Annotated in this window: 13 protein-coding genes; 7 read left to right on the top strand and 6 right to left on the bottom strand. The window is 49.2% G+C overall.

The genetic code is table 11. The features are described 5' to 3' along the window. Positions 1-109: 109 nt before the first annotated feature. The gene (locus NQ510_RS05100; RefSeq protein WP_005826183.1) at positions 110-733 is read left to right on the top strand and encodes an HD domain-containing protein; all 624 of its coding nucleotides are present in this window, start codon (positions 110-112) and stop codon (positions 731-733) included. A gap of 270 nt (positions 734-1,003) precedes the next feature. Here the strand turns inward: NQ510_RS05100 and NQ510_RS05095 are convergent, their stop codons facing one another. Next, the gene (locus NQ510_RS05095; protein WP_005826184.1) at positions 1,004-2,620 is read right to left on the bottom strand and encodes a family 43 glycosylhydrolase; all 1,617 of its coding nucleotides are present in this window, start codon (positions 2,618-2,620) and stop codon (positions 1,004-1,006) included. A 339-nt stretch (positions 2,621-2,959) separates the two neighbouring features. Here NQ510_RS05095 and ychF point away from each other — a divergent pair, with 339 nt between their 5' ends. The 6 genes from ychF (at position 2,960) to NQ510_RS05065 (ending at position 11,527) form a co-directional block, all read left to right on the top strand. After that, positions 2,960-4,063, top strand: coding sequence for a redox-regulated ATPase YchF (gene ychF / locus NQ510_RS05090; protein WP_005824866.1), 1,104 nt, complete (start codon positions 2,960-2,962; stop codon positions 4,061-4,063). A 74-nt stretch (positions 4,064-4,137) separates the two neighbouring features. Then, complete coding sequence (locus NQ510_RS05085) at positions 4,138-4,950, top strand: carboxypeptidase-like regulatory domain-containing protein (protein ID WP_005824864.1); 813 nt, start codon at positions 4,138-4,140, stop codon at positions 4,948-4,950. Positions 4,951-4,964: 14 nt separating this feature from the next. Further along, positions 4,965-5,885, top strand: coding sequence for a ketopantoate reductase family protein (locus NQ510_RS05080; RefSeq protein WP_005824862.1), 921 nt, complete (start codon positions 4,965-4,967; stop codon positions 5,883-5,885). An 86-nt stretch (positions 5,886-5,971) separates the two neighbouring features. Then, complete coding sequence (gene lgt, locus NQ510_RS05075) at positions 5,972-6,877, top strand: prolipoprotein diacylglyceryl transferase (RefSeq protein WP_005824861.1); 906 nt, start codon at positions 5,972-5,974, stop codon at positions 6,875-6,877. A gap of 101 nt (positions 6,878-6,978) precedes the next feature. Next, positions 6,979-9,315: a glycoside hydrolase family 31 protein gene (locus tag NQ510_RS05070; protein ID WP_005824859.1), complete on the top strand. Its 2,337-nt coding sequence runs from the start codon at positions 6,979-6,981 to the stop codon at positions 9,313-9,315. A 34-nt stretch (positions 9,316-9,349) separates the two neighbouring features. Beyond that, positions 9,350-11,527 (top strand): glycoside hydrolase family 3 C-terminal domain-containing protein, encoded by a 2,178-nt coding sequence (locus tag NQ510_RS05065; RefSeq protein WP_005824855.1) that lies wholly within the window; start codon positions 9,350-9,352, stop codon positions 11,525-11,527. Between the two features lie 111 nt (positions 11,528-11,638). Here NQ510_RS05065 and NQ510_RS05060 read toward each other — a convergent pair whose 3' ends face one another. From NQ510_RS05060 to NQ510_RS05040, 5 genes are all read right to left on the bottom strand, one after another. Continuing rightward, complete coding sequence (locus NQ510_RS05060) at positions 11,639-14,266, bottom strand: glycoside hydrolase family 78 protein (protein WP_005824853.1); 2,628 nt, start codon at positions 14,264-14,266, stop codon at positions 11,639-11,641. A gap of 15 nt (positions 14,267-14,281) precedes the next feature. Next, entirely contained in the window at positions 14,282-16,432 is a 2,151-nt protein-coding gene (locus tag NQ510_RS05055; RefSeq protein ID WP_005824851.1) for a GH92 family glycosyl hydrolase, read from the bottom strand. A gap of 142 nt (positions 16,433-16,574) precedes the next feature. Further along, a complete protein-coding gene (locus NQ510_RS05050; RefSeq protein WP_005824849.1) occupies positions 16,575-17,708 on the bottom strand; it encodes a glycoside hydrolase family 76 protein in 1,134 nt (377 codons plus the stop codon). 14 nt (positions 17,709-17,722) lie between these two features. Continuing rightward, positions 17,723-18,871 carry a SusE domain-containing protein gene (locus NQ510_RS05045; RefSeq protein ID WP_005824847.1) on the bottom strand — a complete coding sequence of 383 codons (1,149 nt, stop codon included), beginning with the start codon at positions 18,869-18,871 and terminating at the stop codon, positions 17,723-17,725. 33 nt (positions 18,872-18,904) lie between these two features. Then, positions 18,905-20,515, bottom strand: coding sequence for a RagB/SusD family nutrient uptake outer membrane protein (locus tag NQ510_RS05040; protein ID WP_005824845.1), 1,611 nt, complete (start codon positions 20,513-20,515; stop codon positions 18,905-18,907). Between the last annotated feature and the right edge of the window lie 9 nt (positions 20,516-20,524).

Below are 20,524 nucleotides of genomic sequence, written 5' to 3'. Positions count from 1 at the left end.
GAAATCTTATTCCTAACAACAATAACCGAAACCTTTCATAAAAGAGCCGGAATGATTCGCACATTCCGGCTCTTTTATTATATCTTCGCCTCCTAAAAAGGAATGCCACATGATACCCGAGACCCTCATTACCTACATCGAGACAGCAATCATTCCCCGGTACAAGGAGTTTGACAAGGCACACAACCTCTCACACGTCCGTACCGTCATCGAAGAAAGCCTTGCCCTCGCCCGGCAATATCCCGAAGCGGACGAACGCCTGGCATACGTCATTGCCGCCTACCATGACACGGGACTGTGCCGCGACCGCGCCACCCACCACCTTGTCTCCGGCGAGATACTGATGGCGGACTCTACCCTGCGGCAATGGTTCTCCGACACGGAAATCCTCCTCATGAAAGAAGCCGTAGAAGACCACCGCGCCTCTACAGACCACGAACCTCGTAGCATCTACGGCAAGATTGTTGCCGAAGCGGACCGTATCATCGACCCGGACATCACCCTGCGCCGCACCGTGCAGTACGGATTGAAACAGAATCCTGCCGCCGACAAGGAGTGGCACTACCAGCGGTTCCATCAGCATCTCATGGCAAAATATGCACCCGGCGGTTATCTGAAGCTCTGGTTTCCCGAGGGCAAGAATGCGGAACAGCTGAAGAAGCTCCAAGCCATTATCGCAGACGAAGGACAGCTGCGGCAAGTTTTCAACCGAATATTCGAGGAGGAAAAGTAATAGCGGTATCAATGAAGCATATGCCCCATTTCATTTCCGACTATGGAAACGGTTTGTTTCCTATAATGGAACAGAGTGTTCTCTATAAGGAAACAAAGTGTTTCCTATAACGGAACAAATCGTTTTATCCCGTCGAAACAAGTCGTTTCATACAAGAGAAACAATCTGTTCCGACGGGGTGTAACAAAGTGTTCAGTACTGTGAACTAATACAATAGCTCTATTTAGAAGGTCTCACAAGATAAGTATCCGCCTCCATAAGTATAAAGACTTATGGGCGTGCCAACATGAGGAAATCATAAAACTCACAGATGGACTGGCCTTCGGTTTCTGATTCGAAGACAAAGAAGAGCGGCTGCTTTCCCTTATGCAGCTTTGCCGGAATAGAGAGCGGAGCATAGAACTCTCTGCAAGTGCTGCCAGCCTTCACATCCACAAGTCCTATCTCTACACCGCCTTTTGTTGTCCAAGGGCTACCCAGCATGATGCGGATGCGTCCGTCGGTATCTTCAGCCTTCAACCTTAACTGCATCTGCAAAGACTTATCTCGCGGAACGGCATTCATATTCAAGTATTTATATCCTACAATCGACCCACTTGTATTATTCACCACCGGAGCGAACGGGATTTTGTGGTTGTTATCGCCGGCATAGGGATTATTATCCCGGTACACAGGCCGGATGTAAGACCCCGTGTAGACATAATGGGGATAGACCTCTTTGATACCTCCGGGATTGGTGTGCCAACAAGCCAACCCGGCCGAGATGCGCTGCATAGGATTGAGCCCTTCAAGAAGGAAACCCTCAGAGTTGAATTCCCCGCGCGAAATCACGACTTTCCCACCTTTTCCTTTTTCCACCTTTACATCAATGGCCGACACCATAGCCTGGCGTGCATAGCAATCAGTACCTATCTGGCGATGATAGAACACGTACCATTGCCCTCCTATCTTGCAGATACTGCCATGCGTATTTCCACCGGGCATGGCCGAAGCTATCACATTGCCTTTTTCATCATACTCGCGCGCACGGGCATCGATGATTGTTCCGCCATAGGTCCAGGGACCCAGAGGATGCTCGCTATAAGCGTATGCCAGCGTATAGTTGCTGGCGTTCGGCAAGCCATCTTCACCCTCAGCGGTAGTACGGCTATAGATAAACACATACTTATCCTCAATCTTGCGGATGGAGGATGCCTCAAAGAAGCGGAATATACCTTCCTGCCGATAGCCTGAAATCATGTTCTCCACCACTTCGGTACCCGGCTTTACCGTGCACATGGTAGCAGGGTCCAACTCCGCGCCATGCGAAATGCCAAATCCCCAATAACCATACACACGTCCATCATCATCGACAAACACTGCGGGGTCGAATCCCAAACAACCGAAAGTCTCGCGAGGACGTTCCTTGTTCCAATTGCATACTGTAAACGGACCATCGGGACGGTCGCTTTTGGCAATCATGGAATTGCGTCCACTACCTTGATTATTCGGAAAGAGGTAATAAGTTTTCTTACCATCGGTATCGGTAGTTACTGTCACGTCAGGGGCAAAAAGCACGTCGTCGGTTCCATCAGCATTCAGTTTATACAGCTCGGGCGACTCATTGACTTTAAATATCACGCCGTCATATCTCCAACGGGTCAGGTCCTCTATGGGTGCCGACCACACCACTTGGTCACGTCCGCAATACATCCACTTGAGATTGTCGTGCGAACCATAAATATAGACACGGTACTTGCCGGGACAGTCAGGATCCTCAAACACATAGGGCTCACCATCAGGAATAAATTCCCAAAGCGGCAGATAAGGATTCTGTGCAGATAATGTAAAAGACAAGCTGATGAGACATGATAAAATCATCAGAATTTTTCTTACTTTGTTTTTCATAATCGCATTGATTTATAGAATGATACTTAAATTATAATTGCGACAAAACTATCAATTTATCGTTTCATCGTCATGCTTTTAATGCAAATTAACACGTTCAATACGAATTTCTAAATACCGTTCCGGCGGCTCTCCCATCTCCTCCTTTCTTCGTTGGTGTATGCAAAAATCAGCTATTTTTCAGTAAGTTTGTCCGGTTTGCACTATCTTTGCTTAAAAAAGCGAAGATAGGCTGCACCTCAGCATAAAAAATGAACGAGTTCATTTTATTCTGCATTCGGTTTGCACTATCTTTGCATCCAATTAACTGAACAATAACTAAAAAAACAAGATAACACTATGGCATTAAAAGCTGGTATCGTGGGCCTTCCCAACGTAGGAAAATCCACTCTTTTCAACTGCTTGAGCAGCGCAAAGGCACAAGCGGCAAACTTCCCGTTCTGTACAATCGACGCCCAAATGGGGCAAGTGTCCGTACCCGACGAACGACTGACGAAGCTCGCCGAGCTGGTTCACCCGGGGCGTATCGTACCTGCCGTGTGCGACATCGTCGACATTGCCGGACTGGTGAAGGGCGCCAGCAAAGGTGAAGGACTCGGCAACCAGTTCTTGGGCAACATCCGCGAGTGCGACGCCATCATTCACGTGCTGCGCTGCTTCGACAACGGCAACATCGTCCACGTGGACGGTTCGGTGAACCCCGTGCGCGACAAGGAAATCATCGACACAGAGCTGCAACTGAAGGACCTCGACACGGTGGAAAACCGCATCAAGCGTGTAGAGAAGATTGCCAAAGTGGGTGGCGACAAGGCGGCAAAGATAGAGTACGAACTCCTGCTCCGCTACAAGGATGCCCTGGAACAAGGACAAAGCGCCCGCACCGTCATCCCACAGAACGACGACGAGGAACAATGTGCCAAGCAGATGTTCCTGCTCACCACCAAACCTGTGCTCTACGTCTGCAACGTGGATGACGTCAGTGCCGCCAGCGGCAACCAGTACGTAGAGCAGGTGCGCGAAGCCATTAAGGGCGAGGATGCGGAACTCATCATCATCTCCGCCCAGACCGAAGCCGACATCGCCGAACTGGAGACATACGAAGAAAAGCAGATGTTCCTCGAAGACCTGGGACTGAAAGAGAGCGGCTGCAACCGTTTGATTAAAGCTATCTACAGCCTGCTGAACCTCGAAACCTTCATCACTGCCGGAGAGATGGAAGTAAAGGCATGGACCTATCGCAAGGGATGGAAAGCGCCGCAATGCGCCGGCGTTATCCATACGGATTTCGAGAAAGGGTTTATCCGGGCAGAGGTCATCAAGTATGAGGATTATATCAAGTATGGCAGCGAAACAGCCGTGCGCGAAGCCGGAAAGTTGGGTGTGGAAGGTAAGGAATACGTGGTGCAGGATGGGGACATCATGCACTTCAGGTTCAATGTGTAATGATATTCATTCCAGATGGCAATGTACTTTCTTTGTACATTGCCATTTTCTAATAAACTCCATACAATAACAATATGAAACAGATTATCTTCCTTTTATTCTTATTGTCCTGTACTGCCGTTTATGCACAACAGCAAGACTCAGTAACCATTCACGGACGGGTGACTGATTACAACGGACAGCCGATAGACAGTGCCAGCGTCTGGTGGCAAAACCCGCAGTTCAATGACATCATAGAAGCCATAACCGACAAAGACGGGCATTACACGGCCCGTATACCCAAAGGGAAATATCAAAGTGCAGCCTCTATTTATCTGCCCTCCTATGCGCACATTGCCATGAAAAGCGGGCTGCCCGAGACTGAACACCGCCTGGAGTTCTGGGCCTGGGATTTCATCGCCGACCGCGACACTACACTCGACATACGTTATCATCGTATGGAAGCTTATGGCCTGCGTGCTTTCTGCATCCCCGGAGCCATGCCTACTTATCAGATATACGTCCGTCCCATGAGCTTGACACGTACCTACCAATGGATGAAAGAAACAAAGCCCGAGTCATTGGTACACGGTGAAAACCTGAGTGACATTGAGCAACAAGAACAAAACAAAGAAGCCAGAGAATGCCAGATGGCTCCCCGCCCCGGGCAACTGAAAGTCACCGTCTGGATAGACGGCGAGAAAGTCCCCGTGCTGATGAAGCAGGAAATAAAAGAATATTTCGACAGCAACGAATATGGCAACGCCTATCTATTGACAGTAGACATGCCCAAGCATCCCAAAAAAGACCTTCCCTACCGTATCTTCAAAGTAGAGCTGGAAGACATGGAAAACGGTGACCGGGGCGAAGGACTTTACTATATGGAAAAGGAAAACTACGTTCAATAAACCATACACAACAAATGGCAAACAGTAATCTGAAATACCTCATAGCAGGTACCGGCGGCGTAGGCGGAAGCATCGCCGCCTTTCTTTCATTATCCGGCAAAGACGTCACTTGCATTGCACGTGGCGAACACCTTGCCGCCATACGCGGGAACGGTCTGCAACTGCACTCCGATTTGAAAGGTGAACATTGTCTGAAAGTGGCGGCATTTACCGCAGAAGAATTCCAAGGCAAAGCGGATGTTATCTTCGTCTGCGTCAAAGGTTATTCCGTAGACTCCATTACGGAACTCATCAAACGTGCCTCACACGAGCGTACAGTGGTAATCCCCATCCTGAATGTTTACGGAACCGGTCCCCGTATCCAGCGGTTGGTCCCCGGCGTCACGGTGCTCGACGGCTGCATCTACATCGTAGGATTCGTATCCGGACGGGGAGAAATCACGCAGATGGGAAAGATTTTCCGGCTCGTCTACGGAGCACACCGCAGCACGATTGTTTCCCGTGAAACATTGGAAGCCGTGCAACGCGATTTGCAGGAAAGCGGCATCAAAGCCGACATCTCCGACGACATCGATCGGGACACATTCGTCAAGTGGTCGTTCATCTCCGCTATGGCAGTCACCGGAGCCTACTATGACGTGCCTATGGGCGAAGTACAGAAACCGGGGAAGGTGCGCGATACCTTCATCGGACTGTCACAAGAGAGCGCAGCTTTGGGCCGAAAATTGGGTATAGAATTCAAGGAAGACATCGTGGAGTACAACCTCAAAGTAATAGACAAACTCGCCCCTGAAAGTACCGCCTCCATGCAGAAAGATATGGCCAAAGGACATCAGAGCGAAGTACAAGGCTTGTTGTTCGACATGATTACGGCTGCAGAGGAACAAGGGATTGAGGTGCTGACGTATAGGATGGTGGCGGAGAAATTCAAATAAACTGCCACGATGAACTGCCAAACGAGATAATTTCATACCTTTGTCCCGAACAACCCCGTAATTCAGTAATTTAATTCTTCATAAATATGTTATCATTACTCACCATCAACTGGAATCCCGACCCCGAACTGTTCAAGTTCTTCGGCATATCCATCCGCTACTACGGACTGTTATGGATTATCGGTCTTGCTCTTGCCTACTTCATCGTGCAACGCCAGTATAGCGACCGCAGAATAGACGAAAAGAAATTCGAACCTCTCTTCTTCTATTGCTTCTTCGGCATACTGATAGGCGCACGACTGGGCCACTGCATATTCTACGACTGGGCCTACTACCAGGACCATTTCCTCGAGATGATTCTCCCCATAAAAATCCTGCCGGACGGCAGTTGGAAGATGACGGGCTACACCGGCCTTGCCAGCCACGGCGGCACGCTGGGCCTGATTATCGCCCTTTGGATGTACTGCCGCAAGACGAAGATGCACTACATGGACGTGCTCGACATGATAGCTGTTGCCACTCCCATCACCGCCTGCTGCATCCGCCTTGCCAACCTGATGAACTCCGAAATCATCGGCAAACCGACCGACATGCCCTGGGCATTCATCTTTGAACGCGAAGACATGCTGCCCCGCCATCCGGCACAGCTCTACGAAGCCATCGCCTACTTCATCTTCTTCTTAGGGATGGTCTGGCTATACAAACGCGGACAGAAAAAACAAGAAACCAAACTTGAAACAGACTTCAGCACCACCAAGCGGAAATCAACCGCCGTGCAAGCCGAGGCTTCCCTACCCTATCACCGCGGTTTCTTCTTCGGCCTCTGCCTGACGGAAATCTTCCTCTTCCGTTTCTTCATCGAGTTCCTGAAAGAAAACCAGGTGAACTTTGAAGACAGCATGTCGCTGAACATGGGCCAATGGCTCAGCATCCCATTTGTCATTATCGGGGTGTATTTTATGTGTTTCTACGGAAAGAAAGCTTCCAAATAAACATTTAGGCCCTACATAAGCAACATACCTACCCCTTTCATCTGTGTAGATTTCTCTACTTTTACGGCATCGAAACAACAACCGTAAATCATATATTTATCATGAAAGAGAAACAACTGATGAAAGGGGCAGCTTTTATGCTGCTAGCAGCAACTGCCATCCCGCCCGCACATGCCCAACTGAAAACAAATGCCGGCGTGCAATACCTGCTTTCCCAGTCGAAAGACATGAGCCAGGATTTTCTGGACCTCAGCAACACCTATTTCTTTGCCGACAGCCTGGTATCGTTCGACACCTCCACCGGCAAGGGGACTGTCCAGTGGAAACGCCAGCAACTGATGCCCCGCCAGGCATTCAATGCAAACACCTACCTGCACCAGCCCCTCCAGTCGCTGGACTTCCCGGAGACGGCCTACGACAACAATCCACAACTGACGTTCACCGTCGAACCGGTCAGCGAACGTACCCTCCGCATCCGTATGCTTACCTCGCCCATCGTACCGAAAGAAGATGCCGATGACCCCATGCTCATAGGAAAGCCTGCCGACGGACGCTCCTTCTGGAAAGCCGAGAAGACGGATAAAGGTACCCTGTACACCTCCCGATACGGCAGCCTGCTCATCGAGAATTACCCCTGGCGCCTGGTGCTGAAAGATGCCGACGGACGCCTGCTGACACAGACTCGTTGCTGGAGCGACAACGACTCCACACAGGTCAAGGTACCTCCATTCAGCTTTATCAAGCGCGGCTCGGACAACTCACGCAGCATCAATCCTGTATTCAGCCTCGCGCCGAACGAGAAAATCTACGGTTGCGGCGAGTCTGCCACCGCACTGAACAAGGCCGGACAGAAAGTCAACCTCTTTGTCACCGACCCACAAGGGCCCGAAACCCCGGATATGTACAAGCCCATACCCTTCTTCTTCAGCAACCGCGGCTACGGCATGTTCATGCACACTTCCGCCCCCGTGACCTGCGACTTCGGCTGTTCCTACATCGGAGCCACCAAACTCTTCATGGCAGACGAAGCGATGGACATCTTCATCTTCCTGGGTTCGCCGAAGGAGATGCTGAGCGAATACACCGCACTGGTAGGACGGCCCGAAATGCCCCCCTTGTGGAGCTTCGGCACCTGGATGAGCCGCATCACCTACTTCAGCGAAGCAGAGGGCCGCGATGTAGCCCGGAAACTGCGTGAGAACAAGATACCGAGCGACGTCATCCACTTCGATACCGGTTGGTTCGGCGTGGACTGGCAGTGCGACTACGCCTTTGCCGCCGACCGCTTCGACAATCCCCGGCAGATGCTCACCGACCTAAGGTCACAAGGCTTCCGCACCTGCCTCTGGCAACTCCCCTACTTCACTCCGAAAAACAAGTTCTTCCCCGAGCTGGTGGAACGCGGTCTGTACGTACGCAACGGTAAGGGGCAGCTCCCCTACGAGGACGTGGTGCTGGACTTCACCAACCCCGAAACCGTACAGTGGTATCAAGAGAAGCTCGGCAACCTGATTGAAATGGGTGTAGGCGCCATCAAAGTAGACTTCGGTGAAGGTGCTCCGCTGGATGCCATCTATGCCAACGGCCGTAGCGGACTATACGAACACAACCTCTATCCCCTGCGCTACAACAAGACCGTGGCCGAGGTAATCAAGAAGATACACGGTGAAAACATTATCTGGGCACGTTCCGCATGGGCAGGCTCACAACGCTATCCATTGCACTGGGGCGGTGACGCCGCAACCACCGAAACCGGTTTCGAGGGAACCATCCGCAGCGGCCTCTCCATCGGACTGAGCGGATTCTGCTTCTGGAGCAATGACATAGGCGGCTTCGTGACCCAAAGCCCCGAAAGCCTCTACCGCCGCTGGCTGCCCTTCGGCTTCCTCACCAGCCACAGCCGCGTGCACGGAGCACCTCCCACTGAGCCGTGGTACTACGGGAAAGAGTTCACAGACTATTTCCGCCGTTGCGCCGAGCTGAAGTACAAACTGATGCCCTATGTATACGCACAATCCAAAGAGTGCACCGAGAACGGCTGGCCGATGCTCCGCGCCCTGCTGCTGGAGTATCCCGACGACCCGGGTGCATGGCTGGTAGAGGACGAGTACATGTTCGGCTCCAATCTCCTCGTGGCCCCCATGCTCGAAGAGGGCAGCGGACGGGATGTCTACCTCCCCGGACGGCAGAAATGGATAGACTACCAGACCGGAAAGGTGTATGCTCCGGGATGGAACCATATTGAATGCGGCACCCTGCCCATCGTCATTCTTGTAAAGGACGGTTCGGCCATCCCCCATATCCCCGTGGCACAATGCACAGACCAGATGAAGTGGGACAAGATTACGTGGAAGAAGTATCTGGCAGACGAAAAGAAAGCTGAAGGATTGCTCTGCCTGCCGCAGGACGGACAGTTACAACGGATATCAATCCCATAACCGATATATCAAACACATTAAACCCTAATACCCCATGCGAAACAAGTTATTGTTCCTCGCCTTGCCCCTGCTATTCGGCTTACAGGCAAGCGCACAACACACACAAGCCTTTCAAGATACCACGCTCACCGACGAACAGCGCGTGGAACATCTTCTTTCCATCCTGACATTGGATGAAAAGATAAACCTTCTTTCCACCGACCTCGGTGTCCCCCGCCTCAACATTCCCCGTTGCGGACACTACGAAGGACTGCACGGGCTGACCCTCGGCGGGCCTGCCATGTGGGGCGGACGCCAAAGAACGGAAGACGGGAAAGTAGTCCCTACCGACTGCCCCACCACCATATTCCCCCAGTCCTACGGTCTGGGCTCCACATGGGACACCGATTTGGTGCAGAAAGTAGCGGAACAAGCCGCTGAAGAAGCCCGCTACTACATGCAGACCACCGGTAACAAGCGTCATGCCCTCGTGATGCGCGCTCCGAATGCCGACCTTGCCCGCGACCCGCGCTGGGGACGTACCGAGGAGAGTTTCGGAGAAGATGCTTTCCTCACCGCCCAACTCACCATTGCCAGCGTACGCGGCCTGCAAGGCAATCATCCCCGCTACTGGAAAACTGCCTCTCTGATGAAACACTTCCTTGCTAATAGTAACGAGGACGGACGGGACAGCACTTCCTCCGACTTCGACACGCGGCTGTTCCATGAATACTACGCTTATCCTTTCTATAAAGGCATCACCGAGGGAGGCAGCCGTGCCTTCATGGCCGCCTACAACAGTTGGAACGGCATCCCCATGTCCATCCATCCCTGCCTCGAAGAGATTACCCGCAAGCAGTGGGGCAACAACGGTATCATCTGTACGGACGGCGGTGCCCTGAAACTGCTGATTGAAGCGCACAAGAGTTTTCCGAGCTTTGCGGAGGGTGCTGCTGCCGTAGTAAAAGCCACCACAGGACAATTTCTCGACGCATACGTTCCTTACGTCAAGGAAGCTCTGGAAAAGGGATTACTGACCGAAGTCGACATCGACAAGGCTATCCGCGGGAACATCTTCGTCGCCCTCAAGCTCGGCTTGCTGGACGGGGACAACTCCCGTAACCCTTATCTCTCTATCGGAAAGAACAGTACGGAGACACCGCCTTTCATGACAGCAGAAGCCCGCAGGCTGGCACGGGAAGTCACCGCCAAGTCCGTGGTGTTATTGAAAAACAAAAAACTCCTGCCACTCGATGCCGGAAAGCTGCGTAAAATAGCCGTTATAGGCCCGTATTCGGACAAAATCGTGCAAGACTGGTATAGTGGTACCCCGCCTTACGAAACAACGATTCTGAGTGGCATACGCAATGCTGTGAAAGAAGGAACCGAAATCATCCACGCCGAAGACAACCGCATGGGCCAGGCAGAAAAGGCTGCTGCAGCCGCCGACGTTGCCATCGTGTGTGTAGGAAACCATCCTTACGGCACGCGTGCGGACTGGAAGTTCTCTCCCGTCCCCAGTGACGGCCGCGAAGCCGTGGACCGCAAATCGCTGATGCTGCCCGATGAAGACTTGGTGAAGCTGGTGCTCAAGGCCAATCCCAATACCATACTGGTGCTCGTCAGCAGCTTCCCCTACACCATCAACTGGAGCCAGGAGCACGTGCCTGCCATCGTCCACATCACCCACTGCAGTCAGGAGCAGGGCAACGGACTGGCCGACGTACTCTTCGGCAAGGTGAATCCAGCCGGACGTACCGTACAGACGTGGGTGAAAGACATCACTGACCTACCCGACATAATGGACTACGACATCCGCAACGGACGTACGTATATGTACCACCAAGGCCCTGTGCTCTATCCTTTCGGCTATGGTCTGAGCTATTCCGACTTTACGTACGAGAAGATTGAATCCGTCAAGCAAGACAAGAAGAACATCCGCGTGACGGTATCAGTGAAGAATACCAGCGGACGCGACGGAGAAGAAGTCGTACAGCTCTATGCCAGCTATCCGGACTCCAAAGTGGAACGTCCTTCCAAGCAGTTGCGCGCCTTCAGGCGTATCCCCATCAAGGCCGGCGAAACCCGGAAAGTGACGCTTACCGTGCCCAAAGAAGAGCTCGGCTATTGGAACGAAGGAAAGCAGATGTTCGTTGTAGAACCCGGAACGGTGAAGCTGCTGATAGGGGCTTCATCGGAAGATATACGGTTGGAGGGAAAGATCAGGCTATAAGAATGAAAAAGCCATCCCTTAACATACCGACTATAAAAATTAGCGAGTTATGCCACAACAACGTGGCAAACCCGCTAATTACATATTTGCAAGCATAAATGAAGTACAAGGTCACTTTACAATAAACTCATATCTTCCTGCCGCCAGTTCCACCACCCGTACATTCTCGGCCTTGTCAGGTAAAGTGAGTGTAGCTGTACTGTTAGCGGGCACTGTAACTTCATAATGCACACATTTCCCTTTCCATTCCCAGCGAGAAACAATTTCACCGTAAGGCGACCGATGACGAGCTTCAAACCGTTTCAATCCCTTTATGAAATGGGGACGGAGCAGAATGTTTTGAAAACCAGGTTGCACGGGATCAGGGAAAATACCTCCCAGCCCCTTGTAGAACCAAGCACCTATTTCACCGAACATCATATGATTGTCCGAGATGTCACGAGTAGCCTGCAAATCCCAGTTCTCGAGCAGCGTAGTGGCACCGTTCACCATCCACCAACCCCATGAAGGATAAGTGTCCTGTACAGCCACCTTATAAGCTGTTTCAGCATAACCATTTTCGCTGAGTGCATTCAGAATAGCTTTAGCTCCTAATACACCCACATCCAAGTGAAAACCGTCCTCCTCTACCTTATGTGCCAAGTTAGCTGCCACTTTTCCTATCAACTCTTCGGGCACAATCTTCCATTGCAAGGGAACACTCAATTCGGTTTGTGAACCTTCGGCATAGATGCCTGTTTCTCGATTCAGGAACTTATCATTGACAGCTTGCTTTATCTCCTCCGACAAGGCATTATAATATTCGTAATCGGCCTGTTTGCCGAAGAGTTTGGCAGCAGCGGCCAAAATCTTGGTATCTACATAAAAGTAGACCGAGGAAGTCAGCTCTTTATTGGATTTTGACTTCACCGGCACCCAGTCTCCGCGCCCCCACGTAGTGAGATGATTGTTAGAGATACGCTCCACATAATCCACATAACGTTTGATGCTCTCGTAACAATCGCTCAAGGGCTTGCTATCACCGTAGAAGAGGTAGATATTCCAAGGGATGATGGCAATAGTACTAGTCCAGTCCAGCCCGTTGTCTGTACCATATCCCCATCCACCAGTTGGAATAATATCGGGCAGCACTCCGTTGGGCTGCTGTTCGTCACGATGGTCGGCCAACCATTTTTCGTAAACGGTAATTCCATCAAAGTTATAAAATGCTGCCTCAATGGCAAAATGACCGTCACCAGTCCAACCGTTCTTCTCGCGCTGAGGGCAATCGGTGGGGTAGCCCATCAGATTGGAAAGGTAAGAGTGATTGGCAGCATGGAGCAGCTTGCCTATCAGTGGGCTCGAAGATTCCAAGCTACCTACTGCCGGCACATCACTGTGCATGAAGTAAGCAATCAAGCTGTTTTGGTCAAGCTCAATAGGCTTATCTGCCACTACCTCCACATAACGAAATCCCTTGTAATTAAATCGGGGCATGAACTCATCCTCTTCTCCACTCAGAATGAGAATGTCCGTCTGAAAAGGGTCTTTCTCCTTATCGCCTCGAAAGTAGACATCAATGTTCGAGAGATCGAGGCGGCCATTTGGATGTAAGCGTTCGCCATGTTTGATTCTGACCTCCGTTCCCCGTTCACCCGAAACATGAATACAAGTCACACCGGACATATTTTGCCCGAAATCATAGATGTATGTTTTCTCGTCCACTTTGCGGAAAGAGACGGCGGGGAAAATCTTTACATTACGGATGGGATGTACTTGCTGGGCAGTGACATTGGAAGAAGGTACACTCCGATAGGCTACTCCGCGCCACTTGGAATCATCGAATTCCGGAGTGCTCCATCCTTTCTGCTCCAGACGTGCATCGTAGTGCTCGCCAGTATAGATACTATTAAAAGTGATTGCACCCGACGCTGTCCGCCAACTGAGATCGGTGGGAATAGTCTCCACGCTTCCATCGGTGTAAGTAATGCGCAAGTCCAGACAGAAAGCGGGACGGTTGCGCCAAGGGGCACGGTCGAAGTCCCACACTGCTTTGGATTGATGGTTATACCAGCCGTTACCCAAAAGTACGCCAATAGCGTTGTCACCATTCTGTAATTGTGAAGTCACATCATAAGCCACATACAAGTTGCGGCGATCAAAGCGGGTATAAAGAGGGGCAAGGCAGTGGTCTCCTACCTTCTCGCCATTGATGTAAAGCTCATATAGTCCAGCAGCGGCAATATAAGCACGCGCTGACTTTACCTTTTTGCCGGTCTTGAACTCTTTTCGGAAGTAAGGGGCAGGCCCATAATGAATATCCTTGCCATCGCCAATCCAAGCACCTTGCCAATGTTGCATCCCCATCATGCCCGTTTCAAAGTAAGAGACAGGAGAAGCAGTCTCCTTATATTTCATGTCACTGCAGATTACTTTCCAATAATATCTAGTGAAAGGCTGCAGTTTTTTGCCCGCATAGGCCACAAGCAGATTACGGGAATCGTTCTTTCCACTATCCCACATCCTGCCACAGCCATTGGCCACATTCAACGAGTCTTCGTCTACCACAATCCGCCAGGAAGTCTGCACAGCTCCCTGCCTACCATCTTCCATCCGCCAAGAAAGGCGTGGAACGGGATTATCCAAACCTATAGGTCTGTCAAGATGTTCGCTCCTCAGATCAACCAAACGAACCGGAGTCTGCCCTTGTACAGTAATGCAAGCAAAGAATGTGAATAGAAGCAGTATATTTCTTTTCATAACTCCATTGTTTATCTATTCCGTAGTAATCACCAGTTCCTTGCCCTCCCTCAGTTGGTCATGGGTGATAAAGTAACCGTCAATCTTTTTACCGTCATAAGTAATGTCAATAATCTTCTTGCCGCTTCCTTTCTTCACAATCGTAAAGGGACGGCCATTCAGATTGAACGTCACTTTATCGAACAAGGGAACAGTAACAATATATTCAGGATCGGCAGGCGAATAAGTGTAAAGTCCAATAGCATTGAGCACATACCACGAAGACATCTCGCCGGCATCATCCATCCCTGCATAAGCCAGCTTGTCGGCACCCATGTCATAGTAGTGGTTCATCAGGCTGTCGAGAATGCATTGGGCTTTCTCTTGTTTGTCTATGAAATAATAGGTGTAAGGAATGCTGTGTCCCGGCTGGTTTCCGTGGCAATAGTTTCCGATGAATCCGGTCAGGTTGTGGGCCTCGTAACCTCTCCACGGTTCGCTGAATAAGGAATCCAGTTTAGCCTCCACCGCCTCTTTACTGGGATAGAGCTTAATCATGCCTTCGGGGTCGTGGGGGGCGAAGAAGAGGGCGTTCCATGCATTGGCCTCACGGTACATGTACTGGTAATAGGGATAATACGGATCGAAATCCTGAATCCAGCTACCATCGTCAATCTTACCTCTCCAAAAGCCGGTAGAGGGGTCGAATAGCGTCTTGTAGTTGTTGGAGCGTTCCATCATCAGCTTGTAGTTGGCTTCATCTCCCAGCTCCTTGGCTACCAAGGCTACGGCATAGTCATCGTAAGCATATTCCTGGGTCTTGGTCACAGCCCCTTTGTATTCGTCCCATGTGGGTACATTCACTGTGTCTTTTTCAGCAATCCAACCTCGCTCCATATACTCATCCAAATAGCGACGTCCTCCTTTACCGGGCACCGTAGCATTTTTCAGAATCAACTTATAAGCACGCTCCAGATCGAAATCATGCAAACCACGCAACCAAGAACCAGAAATAAAAGTGGAAGCGTGATCACCATGGAAGAAGGTGGGCATGTAGCCGTCACGCTTCTCACCTTTGTCAATAATAGACCTAATGATGTCAGTAGTCACATCGGGAGAAATCATACCTATGAGTACCAGTTTGTTGCGATAATCGTCCCAAAAAGAAGGGTCAGTGTAATAGTGGAAGCCGTTATTCACTACTTCGCCACGGACATCAGTATATTCATGATTCACATCACTACGCAAAGCCGGCCATTTAAAAGCATGGAAGAAAGTAGAATAAAACAATCTCTTTTCACGTTCCGTGCCACCTGCAACTTGAATCTTGGAGAGGAGTGCTTCCCAAGCCGCATCAGCTTCTTCTGCCACTTGTGCAAAACTTTTGTTCAACATTTCGGCCTTCAAATTCATTTGAGCATTCTCTATACTCACAAACGAGAAACCAGCCTTCACTTCCAAAGGTTCAACACCTTTGCTGTCGATAAAACGCAGCACAGCCACCTCATGTTTGTCGTCTTTTACCATTTCCACTTGGCCTATTTTATAGTTGGTCTTAGCGTAAAAGTAGATTTTACCGTCGCCATCCTGATAACCCGTGAACGTATTATCGTCAACCTTCTCAATCTTCCAATCACGGACATCATTATTAGAACGGCGGATGTCTACCAATAACGACTTATCGTCGCCCTTGGCGAAAGTATATTTATGGTAGGCACAACGCAAGGTACTGGTCAACTCGGCGTTCACTTTATAGCGTTCCAGATAAACTTGGTAATACCCCGGATGCGCAGATTCCTTCTCGTGACTAAACCCGGAGCAATAATTACCCGGAGCGATAGTTCCCACCACTGGCAACATGGGGACATGCAACAAGTTCCAATGCCCTTTAGCAGTATGTGAAAAACCATAAATCACAGTGTCCTCATATTGATAGCCCGCACCGCTACGAAACTGTGTAACGGGGCTGAGCTGCACCATTGCGTTGGGCAAGGTAGCACCCGGATAAGTTTCCGCACCCCATGTACGTGACTTTATTTTGCGCGTATACCCTAAGTCCTCAGGCTCCCACAAAGTAGCCGTACCCAAGAAAGGATTGACATATTCGGTTAATTTCTTCTGCGTACCGCCACAGCCCGTCAGAACAATCAGGGTGAACAGTAGAAATAAATATTGATTCTGTTTCATCTTTTGTGTTTATTTTATATAAAAAACTGTTGTCTCTAAAAACATTATTTCCAAAATAACTGCCAATTAAAACTGGCTCTAAAAAAAAATGTGCCGAAACCCAATAACCAGATTGAGTTTCGACACACTTTTAATTGCTAACTTATTTCAGGCTCTTTTCAAAGAGAGCTTTGGCTTCAATCAAAGTACAACCACTTGTCTGCGTAGTCAGATGGTTGTTGCCGCTATTGTTCATTGCCCAGTTAGTATTATACAGCAAATCAAGTTTATTGATTCCCTTTCGCCACAAGATTTCAGCATTATTGTTAAAGAAAGTGATGAATTTCTTCTTATATATGGGGTCCAAATTCGGTTCCATAATCAACTGCACATAATAACGCATGAAAATACCCTTAAACAAACCTCCGTCACCATCGCCTTCATCACGAAGTAAATTATTTCCAGTATCTATCATGCTGCTATTACTGATAGCGAAATTGGCAGCCTTACGAGCATCTTTCAAATAGGACTCTTCTCCTGTGATCTTATACAGTTCATAAGCAGCACCCAAGAATGTACCTTGGTTATAAGAAAGAGAAAGTGTACTCAACTCACCCGTCTCACCGTTCACATTATCATAGATGGCGCCGGTAGCAGGGTTAAATAAATTTTCACGCTCCCATTTATAAATATTGACAGCCCAATCCAAATCCTCCTGATTCCCGTTAATACGGTAAAGACGAGCAGCAATCAAAGCAGCAGGGCCGTTGGAACAAGCATTTTTGCTCCATAGCTGGTCGTGAGTCCAAGCAATGCCACCACCTGCGTAATCGTTCCAACCGGTCTTGATTTCATTCCACATCTCTTGAGAAGTTTCCAGATACTTGTTTTCATCAGTAACTTCGTACAAGCGAATCATGGTGAGAGCAATCCACTCCATATCATCATAAAAGTTGTTCCAATAACTGCCACCGTTCTTTGCCTTGATACCGACATACCATTTGTCGAACAAGTCGCTGTACTTGCTATCTCCGGTACGATTGTAAGCATCTATCATCACATCCATAGCATGAGCCTGCGGCCAATAATGGAAATCCTTGATTGAACCGTCATTCCCGTAGTTGAAATAATTCTCTTCCGTATTCCAGAAACGATCTATCAGGGTCACAGAACTGCTATCGGCAGCCGCATCCCAATCTATGGTGTAAAGCCCCTTATCATACATATACTCATCTTCTATCTCGCACGATTGAAGTGCCAAAAGAAGCAGGGGCAGACAAAATAATATTTTTTTCATAATCTCTCCTTAAATTAGTTGGCCAATTCCACTTTATGAGTATAGTTCTCCACATTGAATATCACACTAATCTTGGTGATGGCACCCGGATTGTGGCCATCGGCCGCACCATCGAATTCATCGTTCAGTTTCCACTTCTGATCCCATTGGTTATCAGGAGTCTCCATAATGTAGAAATAAGGATCTTCGGGAGTAGCCGCACCAGGATTAGAGTCTGTAGTATTCTTGGTTCCCCAATACTGTATACTACCATCAGCATAAGTCATCAAGAACTTATAGCGTTGGTCGCGCCCCCATCCTTCTTGCTTGAACTCAATTTTATCCTGACCGCAGAACACACCGTTTCCAACATAAGGCAATTCAAAAGTTGCGGCACCACTCGGACAGAAGTAGAATTCCATCTTACTTACTTCCCTGACGGTTACAGATGCAATGGAGAAATCCATCTCAATGCGGTAAACTCCCGTCTTTTCTACGGTTGTCTCGCCTTCGCCTTCCATAATCTTATTGCCATTGATATAAAACACCTTGGCACCTTCGGCTGCTCTATCTACCAGTTTGTAAGTCTTTCCGCCTTCCAACTTCGTAAAGACTTCGAACTTATCCTTTTCGGGTGAAGCACACGCCACAGCCTTAGAAGCATCCATACCACCTTCAGTAGCACTTCCGGTCAAGTAAAGCTGTGCCGGAATCTCTTCAAATCCCACCAAGCGAGTGATGGTGAGCTTCTTGCTTTCCTTTGCCATTACAGAATTCAAACCTCTGGAAGCCATTACTGTCCAAACAAGTGTACCCGTCTCACCACTGTTCAATCCGGCAGCCGCACCAACCTTGTTCAATGTCTTGTGGCTGATGGTAGCATAGCTCAAAGAACCGCCATTGTCAGAAAGCACTTTGTAAATAGGCTTAGAAAAATCTCCACCTTCTTTATCGAATACCACTTCATAAAGAGGGGCACCGCTATCTTCAGCCTTGGCCGACTCCCATTCAAAGAACAGGCTGGCGCTGGCCGACGATTGCAAGACTACTTCCTTGCCGTCAGTGGGTTCATACAACTGATTTACTGAGGAAACTTTGGAATCCTTGTATTCCATGTCTTCCGTACAAGACGTAGCAAAGAGGACTGCCGAAAAAAGAGCTATTGTTGAGAATATTGTTTTCATTGTTCTATTGTTTTTAATGAGTTTAGATACACGTTAATTTCCATATCCTGGATTGTTAGGCGCCAGATTGGGATTCAAATTGATTTCACTGATAGGAACTGCCCAAAGGTAATCTCTTGCCTCTTCGAACTTGCGAGTGTCAAGCTTATTCTCGTCCACGAAGCTTGCACCGCGCACCTTGCCCGACAAGTATTCGTTGCCAGCCTTCCAACGCTTAATATCATACCAGCGCAAACCTTCCATCGCCATTTCTACACGACGTTCGTCGCGAATAATCTGCCTCATCTCTTCCTTGCTCTTTCCGGCAGGAAAGTTCAAGGCTGCATCGGCAGTGAATCCGGCACGTTCGCGGATGGGACGGATGGTCTTGTTCCATACCGCTTCAGTCATACCGCTTGTTTCGTGAACAGCCTCAGCATACATCAGCAAGATGTCAGCATAGCGCATAGTGATGATGTTCATACCGGAATTCTGATCACCGGAAGCCTGCGGATTATAATACTTACGGGTGAAATAACCGGTAGAAGTGCCGTTTCCACCACCATCGTAGGCATCGGTTCCCGAACCCGGACGAATGTTGATGACTACGTCTTTACTGCCATCGTCCACATTGCCACTCCAGTCATAGCCATCATAAATGATAGTAGCGGTGAGACGTGGGTCACGGTTGTCGTAAGGATAAGCAGGGTTATAATCTGTCCCGGCTTCACTGATAGTCTTTCCACTAAGCATCAGATAAGTATCTACCAATGATTGTTGCGGCACACGGTTCACGGCACGTCCGCCTCTTGACAAAGGAATCATGTCTACCATCTCACCCCAAGTAATCAAATTGGGTACATAAGAACGGTCCATGATAATCTCTTCATTATACTCATTGGCTTCATCAAAAAGCCCGGCATAATCAGGAAATAAGGCATAAGTACCATATTCGCCCTGTTTGTTCATCAGATTGTCGCAATAAAGCATCACATTGTTCCAGTCGCTATCCATCAAGTAGACACGAGCCTGCAAAGCACAAACGGCACCTTTAGTAATTTTGCCCTTGTCTTCTTCGGGCAATTGGTCGCGAGTGGGAAGCGCATCCTTGATGTCTTCCAATTCTTGGTGAATGAAGCTGATAATGGTTTCGCGGTCTGTACGACTTACACTCCGCGATTCTTCCAGCGTGATGTCCTCCGTAAAGAAAGGTACTGCACCATAAAGGTTAGTCAGACGGAAGTAGAGGCTTGCACGGATATAGCGTATCTCGGCAATCATACGTGCTTTAACAGATGCGTCCATGTTGGGTACCAGATCCACCTTTTCAAGGAACACGTGGCAGGTCTTTATGCCTCCGTAAAGGTCTTTCCATTCATTCTTGAAGATGTCGAGCGAGGGAGTAGCCATACCTTTGCGAATGGCACGTTGGTCGTCCACACTGCGACCGTCGTAAGCATTGTCACTCAAACTTTCATCGCTCCACATACGGCCTGCATTGTACATCTGGCTGTAAGCCATGTTCACCACATACTGGGCTTTGGTGGTGGAAGTCCAATAAGAGTTATCCGTAAATTTGTTTGTCGGTGCGTTCTCCATCTCGTTGCAACTGCAAAGCATCAGAACAGCCATTCCGGCAAAAGCTATATATTTTCTTAGTCTCATAGTTATCTG

The organism is Bacteroides uniformis (assembly GCF_025147485.1).
GTDB classification, from domain to species: domain Bacteria; phylum Bacteroidota; class Bacteroidia; order Bacteroidales; family Bacteroidaceae; genus Bacteroides; species Bacteroides uniformis.
Note: the sequence above shows the minus strand (reverse complement) of the source record. Positions and strands in the feature narration are given on the sequence as shown.